The organism is Yoonia maricola, from assembly GCF_002797915.1.
GTDB lineage: Bacteria > Pseudomonadota > Alphaproteobacteria > Rhodobacterales > Rhodobacteraceae > Yoonia > Yoonia maricola.
Genome location: NZ_PGTY01000004.1, coordinates 296885 through 310040 on the forward strand (window position 1 = coordinate 296885; position 13156 = coordinate 310040).

17 protein-coding genes are annotated in these 13156 nt (G+C 58.5%); 5 read left to right on the plus strand and 12 right to left on the minus strand.

Features of this window, described 5'->3' with window-relative positions; translation table 11 throughout:
- Window positions 1–171: 171 nt before the first annotated feature.
- From BC777_RS18305 to BC777_RS18350, 10 genes are read right to left on the minus strand one after another with little or no spacing between them, the layout of a single operon-like run.
- Entirely contained in the window at window positions 172–1197 is a 1026-nt protein-coding gene (locus tag BC777_RS18305) for an AraC family transcriptional regulator (protein ID WP_100369652.1), read from the minus strand.
- Complete coding sequence (locus tag BC777_RS18310) at window positions 1187–2083, minus strand: DMT family transporter (RefSeq protein WP_100369653.1); 897 nt, start codon at window positions 2081–2083, stop codon at window positions 1187–1189. The genes BC777_RS18305 and BC777_RS18310 overlap by 11 nt, the downstream gene beginning before the upstream one ends.
- Window positions 2080–2874, minus strand: a complete 795-nt coding sequence (locus tag BC777_RS18315; protein ID WP_100369654.1) for an ABC transporter permease — start codon at window positions 2872–2874, stop codon at window positions 2080–2082. Before BC777_RS18315 ends, BC777_RS18310 begins: the two co-directional genes overlap by 4 nt.
- Entirely contained in the window at window positions 2867–3802 is a 936-nt protein-coding gene (locus tag BC777_RS18320; protein ID WP_245834485.1) for an ABC transporter permease, read from the minus strand. The genes BC777_RS18315 and BC777_RS18320 overlap by 8 nt, the downstream gene beginning before the upstream one ends.
- On the minus strand, window positions 3802–4527 hold the full coding sequence (locus BC777_RS18325; protein WP_100369656.1) for an ABC transporter ATP-binding protein: 726 nt from the start codon (window positions 4525–4527) through the stop codon (window positions 3802–3804). The genes BC777_RS18320 and BC777_RS18325 overlap by 1 nt, the downstream gene beginning before the upstream one ends.
- Window positions 4521–5204, minus strand: coding sequence for an ATP-binding cassette domain-containing protein (locus BC777_RS18330; protein WP_100369657.1), 684 nt, complete (start codon window positions 5202–5204; stop codon window positions 4521–4523). Before BC777_RS18330 ends, BC777_RS18325 begins: the two co-directional genes overlap by 7 nt.
- Window positions 5201–6724 carry an ABC transporter substrate-binding protein gene (locus BC777_RS18335; RefSeq protein WP_100369658.1) on the minus strand — a complete coding sequence of 508 codons (1524 nt, stop codon included), beginning with the start codon at window positions 6722–6724 and terminating at the stop codon, window positions 5201–5203. Before BC777_RS18335 ends, BC777_RS18330 begins: the two co-directional genes overlap by 4 nt.
- Window positions 6725–6734: 10 nt before the next feature.
- Window positions 6735–7007, minus strand: a complete 273-nt coding sequence (locus BC777_RS18340; protein ID WP_100369659.1) for a DUF6525 family protein — start codon at window positions 7005–7007, stop codon at window positions 6735–6737.
- Window positions 7004–7639: a DUF1826 domain-containing protein gene (locus BC777_RS18345; protein WP_100369660.1), complete on the minus strand. Its 636-nt coding sequence runs from the start codon at window positions 7637–7639 to the stop codon at window positions 7004–7006. Before BC777_RS18345 ends, BC777_RS18340 begins: the two co-directional genes overlap by 4 nt.
- Window positions 7636–8847 carry a GTP-binding protein gene (locus tag BC777_RS18350; RefSeq protein ID WP_100369661.1) on the minus strand — a complete coding sequence of 404 codons (1212 nt, stop codon included), beginning with the start codon at window positions 8845–8847 and terminating at the stop codon, window positions 7636–7638. Before BC777_RS18350 ends, BC777_RS18345 begins: the two co-directional genes overlap by 4 nt.
- A gap of 104 nt (window positions 8848–8951) precedes the next feature.
- Here BC777_RS18350 and BC777_RS18355 point away from each other — a divergent pair, with 104 nt between their 5' ends.
- Window positions 8952–9356: an RrF2 family transcriptional regulator gene (locus tag BC777_RS18355; protein ID WP_100369662.1), complete on the plus strand. Its 405-nt coding sequence runs from the start codon at window positions 8952–8954 to the stop codon at window positions 9354–9356.
- Window positions 9357–9511: 155 nt separating this feature from the next.
- On the opposite strand, the gene BC777_RS18360 is transcribed toward BC777_RS18355, so the two are convergent.
- Window positions 9512–9916, minus strand: coding sequence for an NUDIX hydrolase (locus tag BC777_RS18360; RefSeq protein ID WP_100369663.1), 405 nt, complete (start codon window positions 9914–9916; stop codon window positions 9512–9514).
- Entirely contained in the window at window positions 9916–10554 is a 639-nt protein-coding gene (locus tag BC777_RS18365) for a GDSL-type esterase/lipase family protein (protein WP_100369664.1), read from the minus strand. The genes BC777_RS18360 and BC777_RS18365 overlap by 1 nt, the downstream gene beginning before the upstream one ends.
- A gap of 107 nt (window positions 10555–10661) precedes the next feature.
- Here BC777_RS18365 and BC777_RS18370 point away from each other — a divergent pair, with 107 nt between their 5' ends.
- Genes BC777_RS18370 through BC777_RS18385 form a run of 4 tightly spaced genes read left to right on the plus strand, consistent with a single transcriptional unit; the run spans window position 10662 to window position 12945 of the window.
- The gene (locus BC777_RS18370) at window positions 10662–11573 is read left to right on the plus strand and encodes a thioredoxin family protein (protein WP_100369705.1); all 912 of its coding nucleotides are present in this window, start codon (window positions 10662–10664) and stop codon (window positions 11571–11573) included.
- 27 nt (window positions 11574–11600) lie between these two features.
- Window positions 11601–12242: an LON peptidase substrate-binding domain-containing protein gene (locus BC777_RS18375; RefSeq protein WP_100369665.1), complete on the plus strand. Its 642-nt coding sequence runs from the start codon at window positions 11601–11603 to the stop codon at window positions 12240–12242.
- A complete protein-coding gene (locus BC777_RS18380; protein WP_100369666.1) occupies window positions 12239–12418 on the plus strand; it encodes a Trm112 family protein in 180 nt (59 codons plus the stop codon). The genes BC777_RS18375 and BC777_RS18380 overlap by 4 nt, the downstream gene beginning before the upstream one ends.
- On the plus strand, window positions 12418–12945 hold the full coding sequence (locus BC777_RS18385) for a GNAT family N-acetyltransferase (protein ID WP_100369667.1): 528 nt from the start codon (window positions 12418–12420) through the stop codon (window positions 12943–12945). Before BC777_RS18380 ends, BC777_RS18385 begins: the two co-directional genes overlap by 1 nt.
- The last annotated feature ends 211 nt before the right edge of the window (window positions 12946–13156 follow it).

Below are 13156 nucleotides of genomic sequence, written 5' to 3' on the forward strand. Positions count from 1 at the left end.
CCTTCGGATGCGCGCGCATTGTCGTATCCTGCCGTTTTCAAGTAAACGGCCGGTAAAATAGAGAAGCTGACTTGCGCCCAGATTGAATTTATATTGTTGAGGGTAGGTTAGTATATTGGCGTTATCTGTTCCATCTCATGATGTGACAGTTTACTGTCCGAAAGTGACAGATCATCCATCAGCGGCGGGCCCGCGCCGATATGCACTGGGCCTATTGCCTGTCCACCTTTGAAAGGCCTTGTGAAAATTGGCCGCTGAGGAAAAACCGACCTCATGCGCGATGGCCTCAATGCTCTGCCGACCTGTTTGTAAGTGACCGATCGCAATATCCCGGCGCAGGGCATCCTTGATCGCCTGAAACGATGTGCCATCCGCGTCCAGCCTACGGATCAGGGTGCGCGGGGTCATGTGCATGGCGCGCGCGGTCTCTGTCAGGTTTGCGATGCGCCAGTCCGTTTGGCTGATGTAATTGCGGACCCGCAAAGACTGGGTGTGCTCACTGGACCGCGTAAAGATCCAGTCTCGCGGTGCGGTTTCCAAAAAGAGATCCAGATCGGCAGAACTCCGAACTTGAACCGGCCCCAACACATTCGCGTCGAAGGTAATCGAGGTTTCGGATTGGCCAAAGCGCACAGGCACAGGAAAGATCACGGCATAGTCTTCCTCAAAGGCGGGCCGCTCAAAAACAAAGTCTACGGCTTTGACGGGCACCTCATACCGCGCCAACCATGAAATCAGACCATGGGCCAGCTTGAGGATCAGCATGTGGCCAAACCGCTGTGCGGCCTGATCGGTATGCGGCACAAGCTGCAATACCAAGGCACCGTCGGTTTGCGTCAGCGCAAACTGGTAGTCATCAAGCAACAGGTTCCAGAAGGTGGAGAACCGGTAAAGTGCCGAGGATAATGAAGTCGCCTCACGCACTGAGGTCAACAGGTGCTGCAGCGCACGAGGGCGCACAGGACGGCACCACAGGCCCATCATTTCATCCCCGGTTTCGACCGCTGCCATTTGGTACAGGCGAACAATTTGATTCAGGGTGATCCGACCATGGGACCGGGGTTGGTCCTGCAAGTCCGACCGCGCCAAAAGAGAGCGATAATGGTCGTCACTGCACAAAGGCCGCAACGCTGTAAGCCAATCCGCAATGAATTGGCTGGACACGGTCGAAAGCTGTTGCGCGGTCTCAGGCGGCATTTCGGGCCCTTTGTTTGCTCTCTAACGCTGCAACGGCGGCACCCGCCAAGACAAGGGGGAGCGCGAACAAAAAGCTGGTCGAAAGCGGCAATCTGAAGATGAGCAGGTCTGCGATGATGGGCCAAAGCAGGGCGACATATTCGAAGGGCGCAAGACGCGAGGCTTCGGCGTAGCTGAACGACACTGTCATCGCAATATGAGCAAAACCGCCAAAAAGCCCCGCGAGCACAAGCAACATCAGCGTCCGTGCATCAGGCAGCGCCCAGCCCCAAGGCAGCGTCAAAAGCCCCCTAGCCATGGATGCGACCACGAAATAAAAGGCAATCGCACCCGGACTTTCGGTGCGTGTCAGGCGGCGCACCATGATCAGCGCGAAAGCCGTGAGGAGCGCGGTCAAAAGCCCAAGACCAATGCCAATCAAACGCGCTTGATCCACGGCCCCACCACCAAGGTCCGGCCATACCAGCACGATGACGCCAGCAAGGCCAAGGGCAAGTCCCAAGACGCGCCATTTGGTTAAACGTTCCGACAAGACCAGCACCGCTATGATCGCCGTCAGCACAGGGGAAAGCTGTGCGAGCAACGTCGCCTCTGCCAGCGGCAACAAGGCCACCGTCGCGAATGATGTAAACATTGCAGCAGCACCAAAGGCAGAGCGTACAAGATGCCCAAGCGGGCGTTTCGTGCGCAGACCGGTCGGAAATTCGCGCCGCAGCATCAGAAAAATCAACAGCGGAATGAGCGCAAAGACGGACCGGAAAAAGACAATCTGTCCAAGGGGCGCGGCTTCGCTCACGGCTTTGACGCAGACGATCATCCCGGTGAACAAGACGCCAGACAGAATGCGCAAGGCAGTCCCAAGCGTTGGACGATCAACGCGTGTCATGCGGTCTCTTTCTGTTCGGCAAGCGCGTCGCGCAAGGCATCGCCCGCAAGATTGATGGCCAGCACTGACACGACAACGGCAAGGCCCGGCCAGATCATTTGCAGCGGGGTAGAGCGCATGTGAATGCGTGCGTCCAGCAGCATTGTGCCCCATTCCGGCAGTGGCGGTTGGACACCGAAGCCTAGAAAGCCAAGTGTGGAAATGCCAAGGATCGCGCGTGCGAACATCCCGGTCCATACCACTGTCAGCGACGGCAAAAGCGACGGTAGATAGTGCCACCGTGCAATCGCCAACGGCGACAGGCCCGCAAGTCGGGCTTGCACAACGTATCCTCTGGTGCCGACCGACAAACCAATGCCGCGCGCCACACGGGCATAGCGCATCCATCCGGTCACGGTCAGCGCAAAGATGAGCGTTCCTGTGCCAGCGCCAAGAACACCCGCAATCACGACGGCGGCAATCAGTTCGGGAAAGGCCAGAAATGTATCGGTGGTGCGCATTGCAATCCAGTCGGCCAGCCTGCCGCCTTGTGCCGCGATCAAGCCGATGCAGGTGCCGATGATCAGGCTCAGAACCGAGACGACAAAGGCCAGCCCCAGCGACCAACGCGCGCCATGCAACAACCTTGACAGGATATCGCGGCCAAGGGCGTCTGTCCCCAGCATCCATGCGTCGCCAGGTGGGCGCAGCCTGTTTGGAATGTTGATGGCTGTCGGGTCATGCGGCGCCATGATCGGGCCAAACAGCATCAGCAGCAAAAACAGCACAACCAGAACACCAACGCTACGCATCGCGCCGGTCCATTCTTGGATCAAGGCTGCGATAGATCACGTCAATCAACAGGTTCACAGTTACAAAGATCACGGCGGCAATGATCACGACCGCCTGTACCTTGGGAAAATCGCGGGCGTAGATCGCATTAACAAGAAAACTGCCCAGACCGGGGCGTGCAAAAATGACTTCGACGACGACCAAGCCTTCCAGCAAGAAGGCAAGTTCCAGACCAAGGACTGTGACAACAGGAATGGCAGCATGGGGGGCAATATGATCTCGCGCGACATCACCGGCGGCAACACCGCGCCTGTAGAAGGCCGGTAAGAAGGTTTGCGTACGCGCCTCAAGGATACCAGAGCGCAGAATGCGCGTGAGCGACGCCGCAATGCCCAGTGCCAGCGTGAGCGCTGGCAGAACGGCATGTGCCTTGGTTTGGGCGCCCATCGCGGGCAGCCAGCCAAGGTGCACCGCAAAGAGCAGGATCAGAAGCAAGCCTAGCCAAAAGGCCGGTATGGCAACACCGATGGAGGCCAGCGCCACTGCCCCGCGATCCATCCAACTGCCGGGCTTGCGCGTCGCAACCAGGGCGAGTGGCACGGAAACGACCAATCCGATTGCGAGGCTGATGAGTGCAAGGGGAAACGTGTATGACATCGCAGTGACAAGATCGGGCCAGACATGGCGACCTGTGACGGACGACTGGCCAAAATCACCGATCAGGAGCGGTGAAAGCCATGCCCAAAAGGCAGTCCAGAACCCTGTGTCGAAGCCAGCTTCGGCGCGGATAAGATCCAGAACCTCCTTCGAGACCACCGTACCGTGCCGTGCCTCGGCGATGGCAAGAGCGGGATCACCGGGGGCGTGCCACAAAAGTGCAAAGGTTGCCAACGCCACACCCGTCAGGACCACGGCAGCGCGCAACACAAGCTCGGCAAAGATACGCATCACGCGACATGCTCCAACGCGCCTAGGGCGAATGCCGCATCGCGTAGCTTGCGCCCATAAGCGGTTTGCGGGGCTGCGACAAAAGCATGCGCCGCACCGTATTCTGCGACCTGTCCTGCGCGCAGCACGGCAATGTCGTCCGCAAAGGCGGCAGCATAACCCAAATCATGTGTCACGATCAGTGCAGCAAACCCTTCTTGCATTTGCATCTGGGCAATCAGGCGGGCGGTATGCTTTTGCGTGACTGCGTCCAAGGCCGACAACGGTTCGTCAAACAAGACCAGCGGCGGTGCGGCGATCAGCGCACGCAGGATGCCGACGCGTTGCGCCTGACCAATGGATACCTCGGATGGATGGCGATCCAGCAAGCCGGTGTCGAGCTCCAGACCTTGGCAAAGCTGGTCAAGTCGATTGAGGTCCGGTTGCATCTTTTGCGCCACAACGGGTTCCATCACCGAACGTCTGAGGGAAAGACGCGGGTTAAAAGCCGCGCGCGGCTCTTGCATCACCAGTGCGGGGTGGCACTGACACACCGGCGCGCCATGCCAGCTTATCTGACCTGACGCGCAGGGCACCAGCCCAAGGATTGCACCGATGAGCGTCGATTTGCCCGCACCGCTTTCTCCGACGACGGCCAATGCCCGGCCTGACCCCAGCGAGAACGACACATCCTGAAGGGTGGTCGCGACACCGCACCTGACCGAGATGTTCTCGACCCTCAGCATGGCAACTCCAACCAATTGCGATGGGCGCAAAGCGCCTTGGCCGCCGCCGTTTCCGGCGTGGACAGAATGCGTGCTGTGCGGGCATCTTCGACAATGCGTCCAGCATCCATGACAAGCAGTCGTGATACCCGACGGGCAGCAAGCCCAAGATCATGCGTAATGAGCAAGAGAGCGGTCTTGCGCGTTTTCAGATAGGTGTCCAACAAATCCATGGTGTCTGCGGCCACAACCGGGTCTAGAGCAGACGTAGGTTCGTCCATGACCAGCAAGTCTGGCGACCCAATCAAAGCCATTGCAATAACAAAACGTTGCTGCATGCCGCGTGACCACCCCCACGGGCGGTTACGTAAGTCGCCGGTGCCAATATGCAGCGCATCAAACAGGTCTTTCCTGCGGGCATCATCTGCGGCAAGGCCCAAAGCCTGCTCGGTCTCACGCCAGTGGAATACCATCGATCGCAGTGGGTCCAGCGCCTCATCAGGGCTTTGCGGGACGTGGGCAACGCCCGTGCCTGCAGCCCTCAAGGCATCAATCAACGCATGCCCAAGGGTCGATTTGCCGGACCCCGAAGCGCCGACAAGCCCGACGCGTTCGCCGGGCCTGATGTCTACAGTCGTGGGATGCAAGATGGTGCGACCCGCGCGCTGCACGCTTAGGCTATATGCCGTGATTGTCATTCAGCGAAGCGTGTCTCGTGTGTGATCCAATAGGTTTCGGTCGGATGCACCTGATAACCAATGAGACCGGCACGGGCCACCACAGGCTGGCTGACATGGAAAACCGGCATCAGCGGTACATCCGTCGCAATGATCTGTTGGATTTCATCATAGATCGCCGCGCGCTTTGCCGGCTCAAAAGTTGTCTGCCCTTGTACCAAAAGCTGATCCATGTCGGGGTTCGCATAGCGGCCCGCGTTTGATCCACCGTCACTGGCCAGAAGGAACCCTAGAACAGAACCTGGGTCGCCCTGCGGCAGCATCACCCAGGCCTGCAGGAACATATCCCCGTCGCCTGCCATCAGCGCCTCATTGCTGGCCCCGTATTCCCCCACGCGGACGCTGGACGTAATGCCGATCTGCTGCAGGAACGCTTGCGTGATCTCGGCCGTTGGCGGCAGGGCCGCGCGCGAGGAATAGGTCAAGATTTCAATTTCAAGCGGCGCGCCATCCAGCATCCAGCGTCCCCCTTGCTTGACCGCGCCCGCCTCAGCCAGCAACGCCTCTGCTTGCACGGGATCATAGGTGGGTGCGATGTCGGCAGCCCAGCTTTTACCTGCCGGATATACCGTACCTGCGGGGACACCACCAACCCCAGAGAGCACAGCCTCGACAATGCCGTCACGGTCAATCGCCAATGAAACCGCCTGTCGGATGAGCGGCTCTGCCAACGGCCCCGATGCAGTATTCATCGAGTAGAAATAAAGCCGCGCCGTCGGCGCCGTGAACCCGAGTGCGCCAGTTTCCTGAATACGCGCGAAATCACTTTCAGGATAGTTGATGACCATATCAACATCGCCCGCCTCAAACGCGAGCGCGGCAGAGGCCGGATCAGGAGAAGCAACAACGCGGACTTCCGCGAACCCTGGTGCGCCTTGACGGTAATCTATGTCCGCTTCAACCCGGTAGAGTTGCTCCGGCACAGCCTCGCGGAAGATATAGGGGCCGGTTGCGTTGATCGGGAAAGCGTTCGAAGGGACGCCAAGAATGGCCACACCGGGGTCGGACAGTCCCCATTGGAACGCTGCATTCGGGCTGTTGGTTTCGAATACGACAACGCCGTCGCCGTCCGTGGACATATCCGCGAGGTCGAGCACACCCGCAATGCGCGCGTTATGGGCTGGATGGTTTTCATCAAAGATCGGTGCAATGGCGTCGATCACAGCCTGCGCCGTCACAGGCGTGCCGTCATGGAATGTCAAACCCTCACGCAATGTGACTTGCCACGTGGTCGGCGCGGTCTGTGCGATGCTTTCGGCTAGCCGGGGATAGAGGTTGAGGTCATAATCAATGCCCATCAGGGTCTCGGTCACGCCGGTCTGGTTGGACATCCAACCATTGTACCCCACGCGCGGGTTTGGCACCTCGGCCGTGGGATCAAAGGTAACGGAAATGGTGAACGTCTCGTTCTGTGCTGCAACGGGCAGCGTTGTGCCAAGTGCAATCAACGCGGCAGCGGCAATGCGGGTCAGTCGTGACATAACAGGTCCTTCAGGTCTTCGTTGGAAGTTGGTTGGTGATTGCGAAACGGTCACGCGAAAGCGTGCGCGCCTCGGCCTTTGACAAAGCAGATAGCGCGGCTTCGGGGTCAAGGCCCCTTGCGCAGGCCCGGTTCCAAACGCGACGCGCCGAAGCTGGCGACCACGGCAAAGCCGCCTCAGCCAGCCAGCGGCGCAACGGCGCAGGCAAGGCATCGTAGCTGCGCATTGGATCAGCCGCACGGTGTTTACGGCGCAGAGAGGTCGCACCAAGGTTGCGGCTCATATCGCATCCTCCATGCGGTCAACTGCGTCCAACACCAGCACAAGCCGTGTCTCGCCCGTGCCTTCGATCGGCGGAGACCGGTGTAGCAGACCGGTGGCGGGTGTTGCGGGCCATCGCGTGCCGCGCAGCAGGATCGGTGCGCCAGTCGCTACGGAAAAGATGCGGGTAGGGTCCTGCCCAGCGGACGAAATCCCGTATTGCGTGCCTTGGCCACGATAGGTGCAAACCAGCCGTGCTGTAATAGCGTCGATATGAAATTTGCGACAGGTGTTTGACGTAACAGGCTGTAGCCTGAGGCGCAGATAAGACGCCTGTATGAGCCCCGCAAAGATATCCGCGAGCGCCCCGATATCGCCGACAAGCTGTTCACGTTCGGGGCCTGCCGGGGTCTTGGCGATGTCGCACAGCTCCGTCACTGCCATGGTCACCGCGTGGGGGCGCAAGATGATGCGTCCTTGTGGCAGCCTTGTGGGATCCAGGGTGTCGATCCAGTTCTGGAATCCAGGTGCCGGTTGCCTGCGCCAGATCGCGGCGGCACAGCCGGGTTTCAGGAACGCTGTCAGGTCTTCTGGCGTCTCAGCGATCGCAACACCGGCGGTTGCGTCCCTGACCATAGTGCGCGCGAGCATTATGCCGCTTGCTCCGCGCGACGCCAGACAGGAAACGGATCGGGATAGTTTGGCAGGCTATCAATCCCGGTGGCGACCAGCGCAGGGACAAGACAGCCATCAAGGCGTTCTTTCAGCGCTGGCCAGTCGATTCCGGCACCAATAAAGACGATCTCTTGCCGTCTGTCGCCCCAGGGTTCTTGCCAATGCTCTTGCATATAGGCGCGCGCACTTTCGTGGTCAGGCCAATTGTCCTTGGGCACCGAGGCCCACCACGTGCCCAGCGGTTTGACACTGGACAGGGCCCCGGCGAGCGAGAATTCGGCAACCCAGCCGGGCCGTGTCGAAATCCAGAAATGGCCCTTGGCGCGGATCACACCGGGCAGATCACCGTTCAGAACACTGAGAATTTTTTCCGGAATGAAAGGAAGCCGTGCACGATATACGAAAGATGCAACGCCATATTCCTCTGTTTCGGGGGTGTGATCGGCGAAACCATAGAGTTCCTTGGCCCACATCGGGTGCTCATGCGCTTTCTCAAAATCAAACATGCCGGTATCAAGGATTGCCGCGGCAGCAACATCCGAATGATCTGTCTGGATGATCTTTGCGTCAGCGTTCAAGCTGCGAATGATCTTGCGGGCGGCGTCCGTGCGCTCTGGACCTGCATCCGTCACCTTGTTCAGGATCACTACATCGGCAAATTCGATCTGTTCCACAAGCAGGTTGACCAGTGTCCGATCATCCGCTTCCCCGAGTGTTTCGCCACGGTCACGCAGGAAATCATGGCTTGAATAGTCATTCAACAGGTTCACTGCATCAACAACGGTGACCATCGTGTCGAGCCGCGAAACGTCTGAAAGGCTGTCACCAAGTTCATCTTGGAAATCAAAGGTGGCGGCGACCGGAAGCGGTTCAGAAATCCCGGTAGATTCGATCAGCAGGTAGTCAAAGCGACCCTCGGCGGCAAGCCTGCGGACCTCATCCAGAAGGTCATCGCGCAGCGTACAGCAAATACAGCCGTTCGACATTTCCACCAGCGTTTCGTCCGTGCGGCTGAGTGCCGTATCCGCCCGCACCAGATCGGCGTCGATGTTCACCTCAGACATGTCGTTCACAATGACCGCGACGCGGCGGCCTTCGCGGTTATTCAAAACCCGGTTTAAGAGCGTCGTCTTGCCTGCGCCCAGAAAGCCGGAAAGCACTGTGACGGGAAGTCGGTTATCTGACATAGCTCTCTCCTGATCTGATCCGTTAGATCACGTAACTTACGCAGTTACTTTACTAATGCAACCGCAAAAGTTACAGATGATAGTCGTATGGAGAAAAACTGCACATGAAGCGCAACTCGCGTCTGTCCCTCGCCCTGCATACCCTGAGCCACATGGCCGGGGGCCCTGATCGGCTGCGCACATCATCCGACATCGCTGACCACGCAGGGACCAACCCTGTCGTCGTGCGTCGTGTCTTGGGCAAACTCAGAAAGGCGGGCCTGCTGATATCCGAAAAAGGGCATGCCGGTGGATGGCGTTTAGCGCGCCAACCACAGGACATTACTCTGGCAGATGTCTACCTCGCCTTGGACGAACGGATGGTTGCAACGCAAGAAAAAAGCGAAGCGCCGGCCTGTTCTGTCGAACATGCCTTGCATAAACGCGTGTCCAGCGTTCTTGAGGAGATTGAAGAGAACTTGGTCCAGCGATTGGGCGAGACTTCTATTGCTGAGGTGCGGGGCGCCTGACAGTGGTTGCCACCTGAAAACCTGCAAGACGTGCTGCCAAGGCCGATCATTGGCTCCGGTCCGATCACCGTTCCCTACCGATTGTGACCTAGGTAGTCATACTGTCAGTCCACATTCCGGGCGTTTGTGCAGGGGCTGACCACGTCTTGGGTCCATCATGTGCCGACGACCTGCGCGATGATCTGTTGCAGGTTTGGGCTCTGCTTTAGCTTGGCAGCTTGATCAGGCGTAAACCAGCCCGCATCACTCACATCATCTGCCGCAACCGGCGCGCCGCTTTGATAAGTGCAGATCACCACTGCCAGAAGGTAGTGAAACAGGATCTCCCCATCGTCATCGCGTGTAATCGCATCAACATTGGTGAGGTAGCGCTCTGCACGCCCAACCACGCCGGTCTCTTCCGCCAGTTCGCGCACTGCAGCTTCAAGCGCGGTCTCGCCCAATTCCACATGCCCGCCGGGAAAGCCCCAGGTCTTGGCGTTGGGTTCCTTCTTGCGCTTGACCAATAGAAACCGTTCTTCGTGCTGCACCACTGCAATGGCGCCAAGTTTGGGCTGCATCACATCGCCTCGATTTTCGCGGCGATGGCTTGGCCAAGCGTCACATGGTCCTCTGCCGCTAGATGCAGCCCATCGATCGGGCTGGGTTTGACATGCGCACCCGCATCCAGAAACGCGATCCCCCAATGATCGGCCAATTGCGCAATCGCAAAAGGCAGATTGCGTGACTTTTCGTGGGCGCCCAGCAGCGTATCGCGGTAGGTTCCTTCTTCCAGAACCAGTGGCGGTGCGATCAGCAGAATGTCGAACCCTTTGTGGCGCAGTTGGTAAGGCTCTGATCGGGCAATGGCGAGCAACCCTGCAAGGCCGCCGACCACCTGATTAACCGTCGCGCCGTGATGTGCCTGAAGATCATTTGTACCCAGCATGATCGTCAATAGATCAATCGGTCCGTGGCTCTCCAACGCGATCCGCAGCCCCAACTGCCCGTCCATATGCGCGCCCATCACAGGGTCCGCTCGATTGGTCGTACGTCCGGGCAAGCCCTCTTCAACCAAAGCCCAATCCGCGCCAAGTGCGGCCTGCATCACAGTTGGCCAACGCGTCTCTGGCCCCCAGCGCCGATATTCGCTGTGGACCTGTGCCGGTGGTGTCCCATAGGTGTTGCTGTCGCCGAAAGTGAGCAGTGTTTTTGTCATGCCGCCACGCTATGTGGCGTTTGCGCAATGGTAAAGCCGCTTTGCCCCTTGGCCTTACCGTCTTGAGCGCACATATAGGACGCAACGAGATGTTGAAGGAGACAGACATGCTGGAATTGGATGCAACCGCAGGTGCCGCCGCTGATCTGATCAAAGATGGCACCGACGCAAGCTTCGCCGCAGATGTGATCGAAGCGTCCAAAGAAGTACCGGTGATCGTGGATTTCTGGGCACCGTGGTGCGGCCCTTGTAAAACACTGGGTCCAGCCATTGAAGCAGCGGTGACCAAAGCCAAAGGCCGGGTCAAGCTGGTCAAGATCGACGTTGATGCCAACCAGGCCTATGCGGGCCAGCTGCAGGTGCAGTCGATCCCGACAGTTTATGCGTTCTTCAATGGCCAGCCTGTTGATGGCTTTCAGGGGGCTTTGCCGCCGTCCGAAATTGACGCCTTTGTCGATAAGATTGCTGCCCTTGCCGGTGATCCAGAGGCAGAAGGACTGAGTGCGGCGATTGAAGCGGCAGATCAGATGCTGGAAGAAGGGGCCGCTGCGGATGCGGCAGAAACCTTTGCTGCGATTTTGCAGGAAGAACCCAACAATGCTCCCGCCTATGCGGGCCTTGTGCGGTCTTATCTGGCACTTGATGATGTGGATCAGGCCGAGGCGATCCTGAACGGCGCCCCTGCCGAGATTTCGACCGATCCTTTGCTGGAAGCGGTCCATGCACAGATCACGCTTGCCCGCGAGGCCGCAAACGCTGGCCCCGTCACTGAATTGCAGGATGCGGTTGAGGCTGATCCAGACAACCACCAAGCCCGCTTTGATTTGGCGACAGCCTTGCATGCCAGTGGGCAGGCCGAGGAGGCTGTTAACCAACTTCTCGAACTGTTCCGCCGGGATCGCGAGTGGAATGATGGCGCGGCAAAGACCCAGCTTTTCACCATTTTCGATGCACATGATGCCAAAGACCCCATTGTGCTCAATGGCCGTCGCAAGCTCTCGTCAATGATATTTGCCTGATCAAAGGTTCGACCTACGTTCACTGATATGATATCAAAGACCGATCTGCCGGACACTATTCCGGTCTTCCCGTTGCCCGGTGCGCTGCTTTTGCCGCGTGCCCGCTTGCCGCTGCATTTGTTTGAGCCGCGGTATCTGGCAATGCTGGATGATGTCCTGAAAACCCCATGTCGGCTGATCGGGATGGTGCAGCCCTATGATGCGCCCGGTGGGGACAGCAAGCTGCATACCATCGGTTGCGCGGGCAAGGTAACTGCCTTTTCGGAAACCGAGGACGGGCGCTATATGATTACCATGTCCGGTGCCTCGCGTTTTCGCATCACGCAAGAGGTGGAAGGGTTCACGCCTTACCGACGCTGCAATGTGGATTGGAGTGGGTTCGAACGCGATCTGGGACCGGTTGAAAAAGACACCAGCTTTGATCGTGAAAAATTCATGGAGGCGCTGGGCCGCTATCTGGTTGACCAAGGGCTGTCCACAGATTGGGAAAGCCTGGGCGAGGCCGAGGATGAGTTGCTTATCAATTCCCTGTCTATGCTCTGTCCGTTTGAACCTGAGGATAAGCAGGCGCTGCTCGAGGCCCCGTCCTTGACCACCCGCCGCGAAACGCTCATGACATTGATCGAATTCGCCCTGCGTGGCGGATCAGGTGAAGAGGTGATGCAATGAGCGCAACAGCATTTGACCCCAAGATGCTTGAGGCATTGGTATGCCCGATGACCCAAGAAACGCTGACCTATGATGCAGATAAGCAGGAACTGATCAGCAAATCGGGCAAAGTCGCCTTTCCGATCCGCAATGGTATTCCAGTAATGCTGATGGATGAGGCGCGCCCGTTGGGGTGATGCCTGACCTGGAGCTGCGCCGCCTGACACCTGATGATGCAAGCCTCTTGCGCACCCTTTGGGTTGACGGTCTACAGCGGACCCCGGACTTGTTTCTATTGACCGAAGACGAGCTGCGCGCGATCTCTGATGCAGATTTTGCACAACGTATTTGTGGCGCGGTTTACCTCGGTGCTTTTGAGCGGAACATCCTGCAAGGCTTTGTTGTTTTCCGTCGGGGCAGTGTCGAAAGGCTCCGGCATACCGCTGACATTGGCCCGCTTTACGTAGTACCCATGATGCAAGGCCGCGGCGTTGGTCGCAGCTTGATGAAAGCCGCACTTGACTGGCTGGTAAATGATGGCGTTTCTCAGGTTGAGTTGACTTTGGACGAAACGAACGCGGCGGCGCTGGGCCTTTATCAGTCCCTTGGCTTTCAGACCTTTGGGCGGCGTCCAAGATCGGTCATTGTCGCAGATCAGCCGCGCACTGACCTTCTGATGATGAAATCGCTGGATGGTTTCGATCTGGGGCTACCCGGCACCTGACCCCACCGCACGGTCACGTCACGCTTTCGCAAGCCTTGTGCGGGTAATGTCATCTTCGGATATCCACCCACGGGGCGCGTCACACCGCCCCGGTCAAGATCAGGTTTTCGTTGGCCCACAGACCACCCCCAACAGGGTGCAGGGCCACAGCAACGCTTCGGCAAGTCAGTGATGGCATGCCGAGAGTGAGAACCGTGCAGGCGGGCCCGCC